This window comes from Streptomyces sp. NPDC015171, from assembly GCF_043079545.1.
GTDB lineage: Bacteria > Actinomycetota > Actinomycetes > Streptomycetales > Streptomycetaceae > Streptomyces.
Genome location: NZ_JBIBUO010000033.1, coordinates 1 through 16,914 on the forward strand (window position 1 = coordinate 1; position 16,914 = coordinate 16,914).

The following is a 16,914-nucleotide window of genomic DNA, read 5'->3' on the forward strand; positions in this document are numbered from 1 at the left end:
ATCCTTCTGCAGACCGTCCGTCACCCGGAACACACCACCGAGCTTCCCGACGTCCTCACCCATCACCAAAACCTTGGGATCGGCATCCAGAGCACGCCGCAACGACTCGTTGATGGCCTTCGCCATCGCCATCTTCTCGGCCATCTCAGTGACCCCCTTCAGCATCGGCGAACGACGCCTGGTAGGCGGCGAACTGGGCGCGCTCCTCGTCGACGAGCGCGTGCCCGTCCGCGTACACGTTCTCGAAGATGGCGAAGTGGTCCGGGTCGGGCATGGCGCGGACCGCTTCGCGCACTCGCCTGCCCAACGTCTCGGACTCGGTCTCGAGTTCCGCGAAGAATCCCTCGTCCGCGTGGTTCGAGGCCTCCAGGTACCGGCGGAGGCGCAGGATCGGGTCCTTCGCCTCCCAGGCGAGCCGCTCCTCGTCGCCGCGGTAGCGGGAGGGGTCGTCGGAGGTGGTGTGGGCGCCCATCCGGTAGGTGAACGCCTCGATCAGGGTCGGGCCCTCGCCGTTGCGGGCGCGCTCCAGCGCCGACTTGGTGACCGCGAGGCAGGCCAGTACGTCGTTGCCGTCGACGCGGACGCCGGGGAAGCCGTAGCCCTGGGCGCGCTGGTAGAGCGGGACGCGGGTCTGCTTCTCGGTGGGCTCGGAGATCGCCCACTGGTTGTTCTGGCAGAAGAACACCACCGGGGCGTTGTAGACCGCGGAGAAGGTGAACGATTCCGCCACATCGCCCTGGCTGGAGGCGCCGTCGCCGAAGTAGGCGATGACCGCCGAGTCCGCGCCGTCCTTGGCCACGCCCATCGCGTAGCCGGTGGCGTGCAGGGCCTGGGAGCCGATGACGATCGTGTACAGGTGGAAGTTGTTGCTGTTCGGGTCCCAGCCGCCGTTGTTCACGCCGCGGAACATGCCGAGCAGGTTGGTCGGGTCGACGCCGCGGCACCAGGCGACGCCGTGCTCGCGGTAGGTCGGGAAGACGTAGTCGTCCTCGCGGGTGGCCCGGCCGGAGCCGATCTGGGCGGCCTCCTGGCCCAGCAGGGAGGCCCACAGACCCAGTTCGCCCTGGCGCTGCAGGGCGGTGGCCTCGGCGTCGAAGCGGCGGGTGAGCACCATGTCGCGGTACAGGCCGCGCAGTTCCTCGGGGGTGATGCCGGCGACGTAGCCGTCGTACTCGGCGTTCTTGACCCGCTTGCCCTCCGGCGTCAGGAGCTGCACGAGTTCGGGTTCGGCGCTCTTCTTCGCGGTGGTGCGGGTGGTGCGGGTGGTGCGCTTGGCGCCGGTGGCACCGGTCTTGGCGCCGGCCGTGCCGGTCTTGCCGCCGGTGGCGCCGCCGGTGGTGTCGGCCTTGCCTGCGGCGGTGCGTCGCGGCTTGCGCGCGGCACTGCTCTCCACGGTCACGTGTGCTCCTCCGTCGTTCCGGCCCCCGGGGTTGCCGGTAGGCCAGTGCGGCTCACCTGTTTCGACCACCGGGCACGGGGTGGGTGCCACTCGGCCGGGAACAGGCGTGACAGGTGCCCCGGCGAGCGCCCTGCAACCATCACGTTACCCAGTGCTTCACATTTCTGTGAAACCCCGTTTGACCTGCGATTTTGCTTGGATTTCCAAGTAAATCGAGACGATGGGAAAGCGTGCTGGTCACAGCCTTGCGGCAGTCCGGAGCAACCGCACGTTATCCCGCCCACCCAGGTCACGGGAAGAGTTCCATGTGAGACTTACCTCGTGCGCGAAGACGGAAAAATCAGGGTTTTTCTACTCGATGACCACGAGGTCGTCCGCCGCGGTGTCCACGAGATGCTGTCCGTCGAGCCGGACATCGAGGTGGTCGGCGAGGCCGGTACGGCGGCGGACGCCGTCGTACGGATTCTGGCCACCCGGCCCGACGTGGCGGTGCTGGACGTGCGGCTGCCGGACGGCAGCGGCGTCGAGGTGTGCCGGGAGATCCGCTCGGCGGACCGGTCCGTACGGTGCCTGATGCTGACCTCGTTCGCCGACGACGAGGCCCTGTTCGACGCGATCATGGCGGGGGCCTCCGGTTATGTCCTGAAGGCGATCCGCGGCAATGAGCTGCTCCGGGCGGTCCGGGATGTCGCCGCCGGGAAATCCCTGCTGGATCCGGTCGCCACCGCGCGCGTGCTGGAACGCCTGCGCGACGGCGGCGCCGCGCACACCGATGAAAAGCTGGCGCGGCTCACCGAACAAGAACGTAAAATTCTCGAACTGATCGGCGAGGGATTGACCAATCGCCAGATCGGAGAACGGCTGCATCTGGCCGAAAAAACGATCAAGAATTACGTCTCGGGGCTGCTGTCGAAACTCGGCATGCAACGGCGCTCCCAGGCGGCTGCATATGTCGCCCGCATGCAGGCGGAAAAGCCCACGTCATGACCGAAAGCGACCATCGGCGACTGCCTGTGACAACCCCCAGCTCACAGGGCCTGTGCTTGCCCTAGCATCTGCCGCGTGCCGCGCTCATGTGTACCACCCCTCATGCCCCATGCGCCCCCTCTGGGCGCCCTGCTGCGCCTGTACGCCGCGGGTACCGCCCTCACCTGTGAGCCGGTGGACCAGGGCCTGCTCAACCGCGGCTACCGGCTGTGCACCACCCGCGGCCGCTATTTCCTCAAACACCATTTCGACCCGGACACCGCCGACCCGGCCGCCATCGAGCGCCGGCACCGGGCCACCCAGCGCCTCGCCGACCTCGGCGTGCCCGTCGCCCCGCCGCTCGCGCACCGCGGGGGCCGCACGGTCGCCGTGGTCGGCGGCCACGCCTACGCCCTGCACCCCTGGATCGACGGCAGGCACCGCCACGGCGGCCAGCTCACCCGCGGGGAGAGCGCGCGCCTGGGGGCGCTGCTGGGCGCCGTGCACGCCTGTCTGGAGCGCGTGATGCCCCCCAAGGGGCGCACGCGCCCGGCGACGAGCCCGCACCCCGTGGAGAGCGCCGACCCGGCCGACACCTTCGCCCTCATCGACGACCTGCTCGCCCAGGTGCGGCGGCACCGCCCCGCCGACGCCTTCGACGAACTCGCCCGGCACCGGCTGCTGGAGCGCCGCGCGCTCCTGGAGCAGCACACGGACCGGCGCCCGCCGCGCGGCGGCTCGGTGGGCTGGGTGCACGGCGACTTCCACCCGTTCAACCTGCTCTACAAGGACGACGCCCCGGCCGCCATCGTGGACTGGGACCGGCTCGGTGTGCAGCCGCGCGCGGAGGAGGCCGTACGCGCCGCCGTGATCTTCTTCGTGCGGCCCGGGGGGACGCTGGACCTGCCGAAGGTGCGCGCCTACGCGCGCACGTACCGGCGCGCGGCCGGGGCCACGCCCTCGGAACTGGCGGCGGCCGTGCACCGGGTGTGGTGGGAGCGGCTGAACGACTTCTGGATGCTGCGCTGGCACTACGAGCGCGGTGACACGCGCGCGGACTGCCAGTTCCCGGCGTCGTCGGCGCTCGTGGTGTGGTGGACGCGCGAGTACGACGCGGTGTGCGACGCGTTCGTGCGGTGAGCCGGGCGGCCGGTCCGGGACGCCGTCAGCTCAGGGAGCCGCCGTCCCGGGCACCGGTGGTGCGCTTCAACCGGCGGTGTCGCCCACGCCGCCGTCCGTCGTGGCGCCCTCGGCGGTGCCGCCGTCCGCCGTGGTCCCGTCCGTGGTGCCGCCGTCGGCGGTGCCGCCGTCCGTGCTGCCGTCGGTGGTCCCGCCGTCCGTGCCGCCGTCCGTCGGGTCCGAGGACTCCGAGGGAGGGGTCTCCGGGTCCGACGGCTCCTCGCTCGGGGTGGTGCTGGCCGAGTGCGACGGGGTGTACGACGGCGTGTTGGCCGGCGGCCAGTCGGAGCCGCTGCCCGTGCCGGTGCCGGTGTCCGTGGAGGGGTCCGAGGGCGCGTCGGTGTCCTTGTCGGACGGGGTCTCGGAGGGCTTCTTGTCCTTGGTGTCCTTGGAGTGGGTCGACGTCGGCTTGGTGTCGGTGCCGCTGCCGCCGCCGTTGCCGCCCGTGCCCTTCAGCGCCAGCGCGACGCCCGCCGTGATCGCGATGACCGCGAGGACGGCGAGGATCCAGAGCTTGCCGCGTCCGCTGCCCTTGTTGCCGTGGCCCTCGAAGCCGCCGTCGTCGCCGTTGCCGTAGCCCGTGGGCAGGATCGGCTGCGGGATCTGGGTGGTGCCGTGGCCGAAATCGCCGGGGTGCTGCATCGCGGTCGTGCCCGCGAAGCCGCCCGCGGCGGCGGAGCGGCCGTCGTGCGTCCCCACCGGGCCGGTGTTCCAGGTGCCGGTGTGGCCGCCCTGGTCGTACAGCATCTGCAGGCCGTACTGGACCATGCCGCGCATCTCCTCGGCCGTCTGGAACCGGTCGTCCGGTTCCTTGGCGAGCGAGCGCATGACGAGGCCGTCCAGCTCCGGCGGGCAGCCGTCGGAGTGCGCGGAGGGCGGGGTCGGGATGTCCTGGACGTGCTGGTAGACCACCGAGAGCGGGGTCTCACCGGTGAACGGGGGCCGCAGCGCGAGGAGTTCGTAGAGCAGGCAGCCGGTCGCGTACAGGTCGGAGCGGTGGTCGACGGCCTTGCCGAGCGCCTGCTCCGGGGAGAGGTACTGCGGGGTGCCCATGACCATGCCGGTCTGCGTCATCGTCGTGGACGCGCCGTGCAGGGCGCGGGCGATGCCGAAGTCCATCACCTTGACGGCGCCGCTGTGGGTGATGATGACATTCGCCGGCTTGATGTCACGGTGGACGATGCCGTGCTGATGCGAGTAGGCGAGCGCCTCCAGCACACCGGAGACGATGATCAGGGCCTGCTCGGGACCCGGCGCCTCGGCGTTCAGCAGCAGGTCGCGGATGGTGCGGCCCTCGACCAGCTCCATCACGATGTACGGCACGGACTGGCCGCCCACCACGTCCTCGCCGGAGTCGTACACGGCGACGATCGCGTGGTGGTTGAGGCCCGCGACGGACTGTGCCTCGCGGGTGAACCGGGCCTTGGAGACCGGGTCCTCGGCCAGGTCCGCGCGGAGCAGCTTGACCGCGACCGTGCGGCCCAGGCGGACGTCCTCGGCCGCGAACACCTCGGCCATACCGCCCCGGCCCAGCCGGTGCGTGAGCCGGTAGCGGCCGTCGCCGACGAGCCCTCCGTTGCCCCACATCTCCGGCGCGTCCGACATGCCGCCGCCAGTCGCCTCGGGGTCGGACGGGCCCTGAGAGCGCTGCGTCTGTGCCATCAGTCCTCGCCGTCGTTTCTGCCCGCGGTGCGCGCGGTGTTGTCACGGTCTCCGTCGGCCACGCTACAGCCTCCATGGGGGCGGCCGGTCCGGAACGAGAACCGGGACCGACCGGGGACGGACCGGCCATGAAACCCGTAGCACGCGCTGTCGTGCAAATTCCGTGTGCTGGTCGTACGCCCCCTGTAACGCTTGCGCGACGCTTCTTGCGCGTACGGTCACGGAACGGGCACCGCGCTTGACGTGTCAGTGCCCTCGGGCAGACTTGGCCGGGAATGACACATTCGATCAAGGCCTGTTCGCTGGATGACGGCGCCGGACGGCCAGTGGGGGACGCGGAGAGATGAGCCAGGACGGCGCACACGGCCGGTATGCGGGGCAGGCGCTGGCCCAGGGCCGCTACCAGCTGCGCGACTTGCTGGGCGAGGGCGGCATGGCCTCGGTGCACCTGGCGTACGACGCGGTGCTCGACCGCCAGGTCGCGATCAAGACGCTGCACACCGAACTCGGCCGCGAACAGGCGTTCCGCGAGCGCTTCCGCCGTGAGGCGCAGGCCGTGGCCAAGCTCACGCACACCAACATCGTCTCCGTCTTCGACACCGGCGAGGACGTGCTGAACGACATGGCGACGCCGTACATCGTCATGGAGTACGTCGAGGGCAAGCCGCTGGGCTCGGTCCTGGAGGCGGACATCCGGCAGTACGGCGCGATGCCCGCCGACAAGGCGCTGAAGGTCACCGCCGATGTGCTCGCGGCCCTGGAGATCAGCCACGAGATGGGGCTGGTCCACCGCGACATCAAGCCGGGCAACGTGATGACGACCAAGCGCGGCGTGGTCAAGGTGATGGACTTCGGCATCGCCCGCGCCATGCAGTCCGGCGTCACCTCGATGACGCAGACCGGCATGGTCGTCGGCACCCCGCAGTACCTCTCCCCCGAGCAGGCCCTCGGCCGCGCCGTGGACGCCCGCTCCGATCTGTACTCGGTCGGCATCATGCTGTTCCAGCTGGTCACGGGGCGGCTGCCGTTCGACGCCGACTCACCGCTCGCGATCGCGTACGCGCATGTGCAGGAGGAGCCGGTGGCGCCCTCCTCGATCAACCGGGCGCTGCCGCCCGCGGTGGACGCGCTGGTCGCCCGCGCGCTGAAGAAGAACCCGAACGAGCGTTTCCCGACGGCCGAGTCCATGCGGGACGAGTGCCTGCGTGTCGCGGCCTCCTTGCAGGCCGCCGCGCCGAGCATCGTGCCCGGCGCCGGGCCGACGCAGAGCGGCTCGGGCGTGAGCTCCGCGGTGTTCCCGCCGGTCGACCGGACGGCCCCGGCACCGCACGGTCAGGTGCAGACGCCGTACCAGCCGCAGCACACTCCGGCCCCGACGCCGAACCCGTACGGCCAGCCGACGCCCCCGGCCTACGGCTACCCGCAGCAGGGCGGCTACCAGACGCCCCCTCCGGTGGGCTACGGCCCGCAGACCGCCCCGCAGACCCCGCCGCCGTACGCGATCTCGCCGCAGCAGGGCGGGCAGCAGGCCGGCGGCCGGAAGAAGCGGCCCGCGGTCATCGCCTCCGCCGCGGTGGCAGCCATCGTGGTCGTCGGCGTGATCGTCGCGGTGACGCTGAAGAACGCCGGTGACGACCTGGAGGGCAAGGACGGCGGTTCCAGCACCTCGGCCTCCGCGTCCCACCGGGCGGGCTACCGCGGGCCGGACGCCAGTCGCGCGATGGACAAGGCCAAGTGCACCGACCCGCAGGAGTCGTACTCCGACCCGGACAAGATCAGGCTGCCCGACTTCCGGTACAAGGACATCGGCTCCGTGAAGAAGTGCCTCCAGGCCGCGGGCTGGAAGTGGGACATCAAGCACGTGGACGACAACACCTGGGGCGACGGGACGGTCATGAACCAGTTCCCCAGCCAGGACACCGATGTCGACCAGGACGACGTGGGCACCATCGAGCTGAGCGTCTCGACGGGCAATCCCCCGCAGTGACGCGCGGCAGGGCGTAGACCGGGGCCGGTCCCGGCGGTCCGCGCACGAGTCGGGCCCGGCGGTTCTCCGCCGGGCCCTTCGTGTGTCGTGGACGGGTGGGGGCGGGCCGCCCGGGGTGCGGGCGGGCCCGGGGCGGTCCGGCCTACAGGTACGGGCCGCCGGAGCGGGCGCCCGGGTGGGGCTCGTCGCCCTCGTGGCCGGACACGCCCGGCGGCAGGGCTCGGCGCATCTGCTCCAGCTGGGCCCGCGCGGCCATCTGCTGGGCGAACAGCGTCGTCTGGATCCCGTGGAAGAGCCCCTCCAGCCAGCCGACCAACTGTGCCTGGGCGATCCGCAGTTCCGCGTCGCTCGGGGTGGCTTCGTCGGTGAACGGCAGCGAGAGCCGTTCCAGTTCCTCGACCAGTTCGGGGGCCAGACCGTCCTCCAGCTCCTTCACCGAGCTGGCGTGGATCTCCTTCAGCCGCACCCGGCTGGCCTCGTCGAGAGGAGCCGCGCGCACCTCCTCGAGGAGCTGCTTGATCATGCTGCCGATCCGCATGACCTTGGCCGGCTGTTCCACCTGTTCGGTCACCGGGATCTCCCGGGGGTCCTGGTCCCCGCCGCCGAGCGCCATCCCGTCCTGACCCACGACGAGGATCTGGGGGTTCTCCGTCGACCGTTCGTTCCTCGGCATCTCCATGCCGCCATTCTCTCGCACGCCACCACCTCATCACCGTGGTGCCCCCTTGTGCGGGTGATCCACCGTTTAGGCCCTACGGAGCAATCCGGAATGCTGTCTTTGGCATTGAATGTGAGGCTTGTTCCCGTTGGTCATCCATCGGTCACGACACCTGGGCTCCGGGAGGTCACCGCCGTGACTCCATGCCTGCGCCGCACGGTCCGCTGCCTGCGGCCACTGGTCGTCCTCATGGCGGCGGCCCTGCCCGTGTACGGCGCCGCCATCGCCTACGGCAGCACGCCCCCGTACACCGCCGAGCCGGGCTCCGTACGCCCGGCCCCGCCGGAGTACGGGGAGCAGCGGCCCCGCCCCGCGGCCGACGCGAGCCCGGAGCAGACGTCCGCCGCGCCCGCCGATCCGGCGGCGCAGGACCCGCCCGCCGCCGTTCCCATACCGTCCGACTCCGCCTCGGCGTCGGTCCACCCCTATCAGCCGCTCGCCGTCGTCTCCGCCGAGCCGTCGCGCGCGGGCAGCCGGGCCGGTGAGGGGCGGCTGCGGCCGGGCCGCCGGGACGGGGCCGTCGCCCAGGTGGAGGGCGACGACGACCCGGCTCCGGCCACCCCGGCCGCGCAGCCCGCCGAGCCGGAGACGACGGTCGTGCCGGGCGCCTCCGAGCCGCCCGGGCAGGACGGCCTGGACTCCGCGGCGCCTCCGCCGCAGCCCACCGCCCAGCAGGCGGCCCAGCAGGGCGAGGAGCCCACCGAGCCGGTCCTGCAGATCCTCCCGCTGGGCAGCGGCCTCGTTCTCATAGGCCTGGGCCTCGGCCTGGCCCTCCTCGGCCTGCGACTGCGCAGGAACTGACCGCAGGAACCGACCACAGGGACCGACCACAGGGACCGACCGCAGAGACCGCCCGCAGGAACCGGCACACCACCGGCACCGGCCTCCCCCGACGACCAGCGCGACCGGCACGCCCGGCACGATCCGCCGCTACGGCGTCACCAGCAGCACCTTGCCGACGTGCCCGCTCTCCTCCAGCAGCCGGTGCGCCTCGCTCGCCTGCGGCATCGGCAGCTCACGGTCCACGACCGGCCGCACATGCCCGGCGGCGAACAGCGGCCACACGTGCTCGCGCACGGCGGCGACGACGGCCGCCTTCTCCTCCAGCGGACGCGCGCGCAGCGAGGTCGCGGTGATCGCGCCCCGCTTGCTCAGCAGCGCGCCGATGTTCAGCTCGCCCTTCACCCCGCCCTGCATGCCGATGATCGCGAGGCGGCCGTTGACGGCGAGGGCCTGGACATTGCGGTCCAGATACGCGGCCCCCATGTTGTCGAGGATGACATCGGCGCCCGCGCCGTCCGTGGCCTGCCTGATCTCGGCGACGAAGTCCTGCTCGCGATAGTTGATGAGCACGTCCGCGCCCAGCTCGGCGCAGCGGTCCAGCTTCTCCTTCGTCCCCGCGGTCACCGCGACCCTGGCTCCGACGGCCTTGGCCAGCTGGATCGCCATGGTGCCGATGCCGCTGGAGCCGCCGTGCACCAGCAGCGTCTCGCCGGGCCGCAGGTGGGCGATCATGAACACGTTGGACCAGACCGTGCAGGCCACCTCGGGCAGCGCCGCCGCCTGCCTCAGGTCGACGCCCTCGGGCACGGGCAGCAGCTGCCCGGCGGGTACGGCGACCTTCTCGGCGTACCCGCCGCCCGCGAGCAGGGCGCACACCTCGTCGCCGACGGCCCAGCCGGCGACGCCGGGGCCGAGCGCGGCGATCCGGCCGGAGCACTCCAGGCCGGGGTAGGGGGAGGCGCCGGGCGGGGGGTTGTAGAAGCCCTGGCGCTGCAGGACATCGGCACGGTTGACGGCGCTGGCCACCACGTCGACCAGCACTTCACCCTCGCCGGGTACCGGATCGGGGACCTCGCCCCACACCAGCGCCTCGGGACCACCAGGTTCGGGAATCGTGATCGCATGCATGCCGGTGACGCTACTCCCCGCCGGTGCCGTCACCCGTGCGGGAGGGTGCGGGTGTCCGGGGTGACCTGGGCGCGGGGGGTGGCGCGGACGATGGTGATCAGCCGGTCCGTCAGCTGGAGGGTGCCGACGGACGGATCGTCGTAACCGAGCACCCGGTGGCCGCGCAGGACGCTCACCACGAGGTCGTCCGTCTCGCGCGGTGCCTTGCCCACCTCGCGGCGGACCACCGGCCGTTCGACGAGATCGAGGCCGCTGCCCTGCTGGATGAGGTCCTCCATCACCATGCCGGCGGCGGGGCTGAGCACCGAGAGGCCGAGCAGCCGGCCGGCCGCGCCGGAGCTGGTGATGACCGCGTCGGCCCCGGACTGCTTGAGCAGCGGGACGTTCTCCTCCTCGCGCACCGCCACCACGATCTTCGCGCCGCGGTTGAGCTGGCGGGCCGTGAGCGTGACGAGGACGGCGGTGTCGTCGCGCTGCGGGGCGACGATGATCTGCCGGGCCTTGTGCACCTCGGCCCGCTTCAGGACCTCGCTGCGGGTGGCATCGCCTATGACGCCCGCGTAGCCGTCGGCGTTGGCCGCGTCGATCACCTTGGAGCTGGGGTCGACCACGACCACCTGCTCCTTCTTCAGCCCGGTGGCGCAGACGGTCTGGATGGCGGACCGGCCCTTCGTGCCGAAGCCGACGACGACGGTGTGATCGCGCAAGGCGGACCTCCAGCGGTTCAGGCGCCACTCCTCACGGGTGCGCTCGGTGAGGACTTCCAGGGTGGTGCCGACCAGGATGATCAGGAACAGCACGCGCAGCGGCGTGATGACGAAGATGTTGGTGAGCCGGGCGGCGTCGCTGACCGGGGTGATGTCGCCGTACCCGGTGGTGGAGAGGGTGACCGTCGCGTAGTAGAACGCGTCGAGGAGATCGACGGTGCCGTCGGCGTTGTCGTGGTAGCCGTCGCGGTCGGCGTAGACGACGAACGCCGTGGCGACGAGCACCACCAGGGCCATGACCAGCCGTTTCGCGACCTGGAGGATCGGGCGGTCCACCACTTTGCGCGGAAGTTCCACCCGATGGGTTACCAGGTGTTCGCCCGCGTGGCGGGCGATGGCGTCATGGCCCGGAAGTTTCACGTGAAACACACCCCGATCCCGGCCGCCGCCCACGGCAGGTCCAGCAGCTCGGCCTCCTCACCCGGCCGGGCCCCGCTCGGCGGTACGACGGCCAGGGCGTCGGCGGTGGCGATACCGCGGAGCATGGCCGGGCCGTTGTAGTGCAGCGGCACGGCATGGTCACCGCGCAGCACCACAGGGACGAGCCGGGTGTCGTACGGGTGCCCCTGCACCGCCTCCTTGAGCGGCATCGCGTACGGCTCGGGGGCGGGGTGGGCGGCGAGGGTGCGCAGCAGCGGTTCGGCGAGGGTGAGCAGACCGGAGACGGCCGCGAGGGGGTTGCCCGGCAGGCCGACGAGGTGCTGGCGGTCCTTGACGCGGGCCAGCAGCATGGGGTGGCCGGGGCGCACCTTGACGCCGTCGACGAGCAGCTCGGCGCCGATCTGCTCCAGGACGGGGTGGACGTGGTCGACCGGTCCGGAAGCGGTGCCGCCCGTGGTGACGATCAGGTCGGCGTCGGAGCCGGTGACGGCCTTGCGGAGCGCCTCGGCGTCGTCGCCGATCCGGCGTACGGCGGTGACCTCGGCGCCGAGCGCGCGCAGCCAGGGCGGCAGCATGGGGCCGAGCGCGTCCCGGATCAGCCCGTCGTGCGGCTGCCCCTCGGTCAGCAACTCGTCGCCGAGGACGAGGACTTCGACGCGGGGGCGGGGGACGACGGTGACCGTGTCGTAGCCGGCCGCCGCGGCGAGGCCCAGTACGGCGGGGGTGACCAGGGTGCCGAGGGGCAGCAGCTGGTCGCCGCTGCGGCACTCCTGGGCGCGGGGGCGGATGTCCTGGCCGTGGAGCATCTCGCGGGTGGTGTGCAGGCGGCCCTGGGCGTCGGTCCGGCCGTGCTCGGTGCGCAGCACGGCGGTGGTGTCGGCGGGGACGCGGGCACCTGTGGCGATCCGGACCGCCTGGCCGTCGGTGAGCGGCTCGGGCTGCGCGTGTCCGGCGAGCACCCCTTCTTCCCGCACCTGCCAGGGGCCGGGCCCGGCGACCGCCCAGCCGTCCATCGCGGAGGTGTCGAAGGAGGGCAGGTCGGTGAGCGCGTCGAGGGGCGCGGCCAGGGCCAGTCCGAGGGCACCGGCGAGCGGTACGGAGACGGGTGCGGGGCGATTTCCCGAGCGCGCGGCGCGGGCGGCGATCTCACGGGCGCGGGACCAGGGGGTGGCCCGGTGCCGCTCGCCGGGATGCCCGCCCGGCGTCTGGGGAGCCGGCACCGGGCGGCCGGTGCCGTCGTCCGCGCCCTCGTCCCGGGCTTCGCGGTGGGCTTCCCTCACCAGGGCCAGGGCCTCCTCGACATCGAGGTCGTCGGTGTCCTCGGCGGGCGCGTCGGCGCGGGTGCCGGGGGCGGTCATCCGGCGTCCTGGGCGCTCGGGCCCCCGCTCTCGCCGTCCTGGCCGCCGCTCTCCTCCTGCCAGCGCAGGGCCAGGGCGGCGGCCTTGCGGGCGGCCTCGGCGACCGCCTCGGGGCCGCCGTCGCCCCGCGCCGCCGCGTAGCCGACGAGGAAGGTGGTCAGCGGGGCGGCGGGGCGGGCCACGCCGTGCGCGGCGTCGCGGGCCAGGTCGAGCAGTCCTCGGGTGTCGACGTCCAGGTCGATGCCCAGTTCGTCCTTGACTGCGGAGATCCATTCATCCAACACGTGCCCATGCTCCCTGATCCGTGCCCTGGCGTCGGCGATGTCGTCCCAGGTGTCGCAGTCGAAGGAGGCGAGCGGATCCGGGACGCGGGTGAGGCGGAGGGCGCCGGTCAGCCGGCGCAGGGGCAGCCCGGCGAGGGCGCCGTGCGCCGTGGCGAGGGCGGTCAGCTCACGGCGCAGGGCCGCGGTGCGGTAGGCGGCCACCAGCGGCTGGTCGCGGCCGTCGGCATCGGTGAGCAGCGCTCCGTCGGCGCCGGTGTCCTGAACGGCGGTCAGCAGGCGCCGGAGCGTGTCCTGTCCGAGGAAGGGCAGGTCGGCGGAGAGGACCACGGTGTGCCCGGCGGTGGTGAGCCGCAGGCCGGCCTCCAGCGCGGCGACCGGCCCGCCGCCGGGCGGCTCCTCGCGCGCCCAGCGCACCGGGCGCGCGGTGGGCCGGGGCGCGGCCACGACGACGGTCGTCCGGGCGTCCGCGCAGGCCGCGAGCGTCCGGTCGAGCAGCGTGCGGCCCCCGATCCGGACCCCGGGCTTGTCGGCCCCGCCGAGCCGCCGGGCGGCGCCGCCCGCCAGCACGACGGCGTCGTACACGGCGGGTGTCGCGGGTGCGGCGGGGGCGGTGTCGGTCACCCTCCGAGTATGTCCTGCCGGGCCCGCCCGCCGAACCCGGCCCGCCTCGGACGCTCGCGGCGCCGTGCTGTCCCGCCCGGCACGCGCGCCGCGCTCACAGGGTGCGCAGCAGCACCGCCGGCTGTTCCACGCAGTCGGCCGCGTACCGCAGGAAGCCGCCCGCGGTGCCGCCGTCGCACACCCGGTGGTCGAAGGTGAGCGAGAGCTGGACGACCTGGCGGACGGCCAGCTCGCCCTCGTGCACCCAGGGTTTGGGGATGATGCGGCCGACGCCGAGCATGGCCGCCTCGGGGTGGTTGACGATCGGGGTGGAGCCGTCCACGCCGAAGACGCCGTAGTTGTTCAGCGTGAAGGTCCCGCCGGTGAGGTCCCCGGGCGTGAGCGTTCCGGTGCGCGCGGCCTCGGTGAGCCGGGCGAACTCGGCGGTCAGGGACTCGGCGTCGCGGGTGTGGGCGTCCCGGACGACCGGCACGACCAGGCCGCGTTCGGTCTGGGCGGCGAACCCGAGGTGGACCTGGGGGAGCTGGACGACCTCGCGGGCCTCGGTGTCGACGTAGGAGTTCAGCTCGGGGAAGCGGGCCAGGGCGGCCGTGCAGATCCGGGCGAGGAGCGCGAGGAGGGAGATCTTCGGCCCTCCGGACGCGTTCATCGCGGCCCGTGCGCGCAGGAGTTCGGTCGCGTCGGCGTCGACCCAGCAGGTCGCGTCGGGGATCTCGCGGCGGCTGCGGGAGAGCTTGTCGGCGACGGCACCGCGCACGCCCTTGAGCGGGATGCGGACCTCGCCCTCGCCGCGGGGCGCCGCCACGGGGGCGGGCACGGCCGGTTCCGCCGCCGGGCGGACCGGCGGGGCGCCGGCCCGCAGCGCGGCCTCGACGTCCGCGCGCAGGATGAGCCCGTCCGGCCCCGAGCCGGTCAGCTGCCGCAGGTCCACCTCGTGGTCGCGGGCGAGCCTGCGCACGAGCGGGGAGATCACCGGGACCGGTCCCACGAGGGCGGCGGGGGCGGGCTGGGGCGTGGTGGGCGGTGCGGCCGGTACGGGCAGGGGCGCGCGGGGCGCCGCCGCTGCGGTGCCGGGCTGCCGCGCCGTCCCGTTGGCGACCGTCGTGCCCGTCCGGACCCGGCGCCTGCGGGCCGCCGGGGCCTGGGTGCCGTAGCCCACCAGGACGTTGCCCGAGCCCTCCGGCTCCTTCGCGGGTTCGCCCACGGCGACCGTCAGGAGCGGGGCGCCGACGGGCAGTTCGGAGCCCTCCTCGCCGAAGCGGGCGGTGACCACGCCGCCGTACGGACAGGGCACCTCGACCATCGCCTTGGCCGTCTCGACCTCGACCACCGGCTGGTCGACGGCGACCACGTCGCCGACCTGGACGAGCCAGCGGACGATCTCCGCCTCGGTGAGCCCTTCACCGAGGTCGGGCAGCTTGAACTCCAGCACCTGAGCCATCAGCCCTCGGCCTCCCACTGCAGCCGGGCCACGGCGTCCAGGATGCGGTCGACGCCGGGCAGGTGGTGCCGCTCCAGCATGGGCGGCGGGTACGGGATGTCGAAGCCGGCCACGCGCAGCACCGGCGCCTCCAGGTGGTGGAAGCAGCGCTCGGTGATCCGGGCCGCGATCTCGCCGCCGGGGCCGCCGAAGCCGGTGGACTCGTGGACGACGATGGCGCGTCCGGTGCGCCGGACCGCCGCGCAGACCGTCTCGTCGTCGAACGGCACCAGGGAGCGCAGGTCGACGACCTCCAGGTCCCAGCCCTCCGCGCGGGCGGCCTCGGCGGCCTCCAGGCAGACCGGCACGGACGGGCCGTAGGTGATCAGCGTGGCGCTGGTGCCCGGGCGGCGGACCACCGCGCGCCCGATGGGCTCGACGTCGGCGGGGTGCTCGGGGTCCCAGGTGTCCTTGGACCAGTAGAGCCGCTTGGGCTCCAGGAAGACGACCGGATCGTCGGAGGCGATGGCCTGGCGCAGCAGCCCGTAGGCGTCGGCGACGGTCGCGGGTGTGACGACATGGAGGCCCGGGGTCGCCATGTAGTAGGCCTCGGAGGAGTCGCTGTGGTGCTCGACGCCGCCGATGCCGCCGCCGTAGGGGACGCGGACGGTGATCGGCAGGGGCATCCTGCCGCGCGTGCGGTTGCGCATCCGGGAGACATGGCTGATCAGCTGCTCGAACGCCGGGTAGGCGAAGGCGTCGAACTGCATCTCCACCACCGGCCGCAGGCCGTACATCGCCATGCCGACGGCGGTGCCGAGGATGCCGGCCTCGGCGAGCGGGGTGTCCGTGCAGCGGTCCTCGCCGAACTCCTTGGCGAGCCCGTCGGTGACCCGGAAGACGCCGCCGAGGGCGCCGACGTCCTCGCCCATGACGTGCACGGCGGGATCGGCGGCCAGCGCGTCGCGCATCGCGCGCGTGAGGGCCTGCGCCATGGTGGCGGGCTTCACGGCCACGGTGGTCATCGGGTGCCGCCTTCCGGTGCGCCGGCCCCGTGCTCGCCGTGCTGCTCCTGCTCGGCGTCCAGCTCGGCCTTCAGCAGGGCGCGCTGCTCGCGCAGCTGCCCGGTGGCCTCGGCGTAGACGTGGTCGAAGAGGTCCATGGGGTTGAGTTCAGGGTCCCGGTTCATGCGTTCCCGCAGGTCGGCGGCCATGGTCTCGGCGTCCTGGCGGGCGGCCTCGATACCGGCCTCGTCCAGCAGCCCCCGCGTGGTCAGTTCGCGTTCCAGCAGCTCGATCGGGTCGTGGGCACGCCAGGCCGCCACCTCGGCCTCGGCCCGGTAGCGGGTGGCGTCGTCGGCGTTGGTGTGGGCGTCGATGCGGTACGTCACCGCCTCCACCAGGGTCGGGCCGCCGCCGGCGCGCGCGTGCCGTACGGCGTCGCCGAGCACCTCGTGCACGGCCGCCGCGTCGTTGCCGTCGACCAGCCGGCCCGGCATTCCGTACCCGACGGCCTTGTGGGCCAGGGAGGGGGCGGCGGTCTGCTTGGCGAGCGGGACGGAGATGGCGAAGCCGTTGTTCTGCACCAGGAAGACGACCGGGGCCTGCCAGACGGCGGCGAAGTTCAGCGCCTCGTGGAAGTCGCCCTCGCTGGTGCCGCCGTCGCCGATCATGGCGAGCGCGACCACGTCGTCGCCCTTGAGGCGGGCCGCGTGGGCCAGGCCGACGGCGTGCGGCAGCTGGGTGGCCAGCGGGGTGCTGAGGGGAGCCACCCGGTGGGCACAGGGGTCGTAGCCGGTGTGCCAGTCACCGCGCAGCAGGGTGAGCGCCTCGACGGGGTCCACGCCCCGGGCGACCACGGCGAGCGTGTCGCGGTAGCTCGGGAAGAGCCAGTCGCGCTCCTCCAGGGCCAGGGCGGCGGCGACCTCGCAGGCCTCCTGGCCGGTGCTGGACGGGTAGACGGCGAGCCTGCCCTGCTTGGTGAGGGCCGTGGCCTGCGTGTTGTAGCGGCGCCCGCGCACCAGCTGGGCGTAGAGCAGGCGGAGCAGGTCGGGGTCGGACTTGGCCGCCGTGTCGGTGCCGAGGACGCGGTACGGCTCGGCGTCGGGCAGCAGCGGCGCGGGGTCCATACGGGGCTGCCAGGCGGGCGGCGGCGATGGCCGGTAAGCGCCCCGCTGCTCCAGAACCGTCATGACGGCACCTCCTCGTGGGAGTGGCTACGGGAGGCGCGTCGGCTGTGACTCGCCTCACCAACCGATTGTT

At 73.1% G+C, this 16,914-nt stretch carries 14 protein-coding genes and 1 pseudogene; 4 read left to right on the top strand and 11 right to left on the bottom strand.

Going from position 1 to position 16,914, the window contains the following annotated elements:
- Together ACF073_RS40295 and pdhA (ACF073_RS40300) are read right to left on the bottom strand one after the other, a co-directional pair.
- A pseudogene (locus ACF073_RS40295) lies at positions 1-144 on the bottom strand (alpha-ketoacid dehydrogenase subunit beta); the annotation flags it as partial.
- A gap of 1 nt (position 145) precedes the next feature.
- Complete coding sequence (gene pdhA / locus ACF073_RS40300) at positions 146-1,399, bottom strand: pyruvate dehydrogenase (acetyl-transferring) E1 component subunit alpha (protein ID WP_392076519.1); 1,254 nt, start codon at positions 1,397-1,399, stop codon at positions 146-148.
- Between the two features lie 321 nt (positions 1,400-1,720).
- Here pdhA (ACF073_RS40300) and ACF073_RS40305 point away from each other — a divergent pair, with 321 nt between their 5' ends.
- Together ACF073_RS40305 and ACF073_RS40310 are read left to right on the top strand one after the other, a co-directional pair.
- Entirely contained in the window at positions 1,721-2,386 is a 666-nt protein-coding gene (locus ACF073_RS40305; RefSeq protein ID WP_392076520.1) for a response regulator, read from the top strand.
- A gap of 102 nt (positions 2,387-2,488) precedes the next feature.
- Positions 2,489-3,505: a phosphotransferase gene (locus ACF073_RS40310; protein WP_392076521.1), complete on the top strand. Its 1,017-nt coding sequence runs from the start codon at positions 2,489-2,491 to the stop codon at positions 3,503-3,505.
- Between the two features lie 66 nt (positions 3,506-3,571).
- Here the strand turns inward: ACF073_RS40310 and ACF073_RS40315 are convergent, their stop codons facing one another.
- Positions 3,572-5,206 carry a protein kinase gene (locus tag ACF073_RS40315; RefSeq protein WP_392076522.1) on the bottom strand — a complete coding sequence of 545 codons (1,635 nt, stop codon included), beginning with the start codon at positions 5,204-5,206 and terminating at the stop codon, positions 3,572-3,574.
- Positions 5,207-5,549: 343 nt separating this feature from the next.
- Here ACF073_RS40315 and ACF073_RS40320 point away from each other — a divergent pair, with 343 nt between their 5' ends.
- Positions 5,550-7,193 (top strand): protein kinase, encoded by a 1,644-nt coding sequence (locus tag ACF073_RS40320; RefSeq protein ID WP_392076523.1) that lies wholly within the window; start codon positions 5,550-5,552, stop codon positions 7,191-7,193.
- 142 nt (positions 7,194-7,335) lie between these two features.
- Here the strand turns inward: ACF073_RS40320 and ACF073_RS40325 are convergent, their stop codons facing one another.
- Positions 7,336-7,872, bottom strand: a complete 537-nt coding sequence (locus tag ACF073_RS40325) for a bacterial proteasome activator family protein (protein ID WP_392076524.1) — start codon at positions 7,870-7,872, stop codon at positions 7,336-7,338.
- Positions 7,873-8,046: 174 nt separating this feature from the next.
- Between ACF073_RS40325 and ACF073_RS40330 the strand changes: the two genes are divergently transcribed.
- The gene (locus ACF073_RS40330; protein WP_392076525.1) at positions 8,047-8,712 is read left to right on the top strand and encodes a hypothetical protein; all 666 of its coding nucleotides are present in this window, start codon (positions 8,047-8,049) and stop codon (positions 8,710-8,712) included.
- 129 nt (positions 8,713-8,841) lie between these two features.
- On the opposite strand, the gene ACF073_RS40335 is transcribed toward ACF073_RS40330, so the two are convergent.
- The 7 genes from ACF073_RS40335 to pdhA (ACF073_RS40365) all read right to left on the bottom strand — a co-directional run bounded on the left by ACF073_RS40335 (position 8,842) and on the right by pdhA (ACF073_RS40365) (position 16,844).
- Positions 8,842-9,822: an NAD(P)H-quinone oxidoreductase gene (locus ACF073_RS40335; RefSeq protein ID WP_392076526.1), complete on the bottom strand. Its 981-nt coding sequence runs from the start codon at positions 9,820-9,822 to the stop codon at positions 8,842-8,844.
- A 29-nt stretch (positions 9,823-9,851) separates the two neighbouring features.
- The gene (locus tag ACF073_RS40340) at positions 9,852-10,958 is read right to left on the bottom strand and encodes a potassium channel family protein (protein WP_392076527.1); all 1,107 of its coding nucleotides are present in this window, start codon (positions 10,956-10,958) and stop codon (positions 9,852-9,854) included.
- Positions 10,946-12,328, bottom strand: a complete 1,383-nt coding sequence (locus tag ACF073_RS40345; RefSeq protein ID WP_392076528.1) for a molybdopterin molybdotransferase MoeA — start codon at positions 12,326-12,328, stop codon at positions 10,946-10,948. The genes ACF073_RS40340 and ACF073_RS40345 overlap by 13 nt, the downstream gene beginning before the upstream one ends.
- A complete protein-coding gene (locus ACF073_RS40350) occupies positions 12,325-13,233 on the bottom strand; it encodes an NTP transferase domain-containing protein (protein WP_392076529.1) in 909 nt (302 codons plus the stop codon). Before ACF073_RS40350 ends, ACF073_RS40345 begins: the two co-directional genes overlap by 4 nt.
- A 94-nt stretch (positions 13,234-13,327) precedes the next feature.
- Positions 13,328-14,674, bottom strand: coding sequence for a dihydrolipoamide acetyltransferase family protein (locus ACF073_RS40355; protein WP_392076530.1), 1,347 nt, complete (start codon positions 14,672-14,674; stop codon positions 13,328-13,330).
- Positions 14,674-15,678, bottom strand: coding sequence for an alpha-ketoacid dehydrogenase subunit beta (locus ACF073_RS40360; protein WP_392076531.1), 1,005 nt, complete (start codon positions 15,676-15,678; stop codon positions 14,674-14,676). The genes ACF073_RS40355 and ACF073_RS40360 overlap by 1 nt, the downstream gene beginning before the upstream one ends.
- Positions 15,675-16,844 (bottom strand): pyruvate dehydrogenase (acetyl-transferring) E1 component subunit alpha, encoded by a 1,170-nt coding sequence (gene pdhA / locus ACF073_RS40365; protein ID WP_392076532.1) that lies wholly within the window; start codon positions 16,842-16,844, stop codon positions 15,675-15,677. Before pdhA (ACF073_RS40365) ends, ACF073_RS40360 begins: the two co-directional genes overlap by 4 nt.
- Positions 16,845-16,914: the final 70 nt, after the last annotated feature.

Excerpts from the sequence above, each read along its gene's own strand:
- ACF073_RS40310 (WP_392076521.1), top strand. The coding sequence starts at position 2,489 with ATGCCCCATGCGCCCCCTCTGGGCGCCCTGCTGCGCCTGTACGCCGCG.
- ACF073_RS40315 (WP_392076522.1), bottom strand. The coding sequence starts at position 5,206 with ATGGCACAGACGCAGCGCTCTCAGGGCCCGTCCGACCCCGAGGCGACT.
- ACF073_RS40320 (WP_392076523.1), top strand. The coding sequence starts at position 5,550 with ATGAGCCAGGACGGCGCACACGGCCGGTATGCGGGGCAGGCGCTGGCC.
- ACF073_RS40325 (WP_392076524.1), bottom strand. The coding sequence starts at position 7,872 with ATGGAGATGCCGAGGAACGAACGGTCGACGGAGAACCCCCAGATCCTC.
- ACF073_RS40335 (WP_392076526.1), bottom strand. The coding sequence starts at position 9,822 with ATGCATGCGATCACGATTCCCGAACCTGGTGGTCCCGAGGCGCTGGTG.
- ACF073_RS40345 (WP_392076528.1), bottom strand. The coding sequence starts at position 12,328 with ATGACCGCCCCCGGCACCCGCGCCGACGCGCCCGCCGAGGACACCGAC.
- ACF073_RS40355 (WP_392076530.1), bottom strand. The coding sequence starts at position 14,674 with ATGGCTCAGGTGCTGGAGTTCAAGCTGCCCGACCTCGGTGAAGGGCTC.
- ACF073_RS40360 (WP_392076531.1), bottom strand. The coding sequence starts at position 15,678 with ATGACCACCGTGGCCGTGAAGCCCGCCACCATGGCGCAGGCCCTCACG.
- pdhA (WP_392076532.1), bottom strand. The coding sequence starts at position 16,844 with ATGACGGTTCTGGAGCAGCGGGGCGCTTACCGGCCATCGCCGCCGCCC.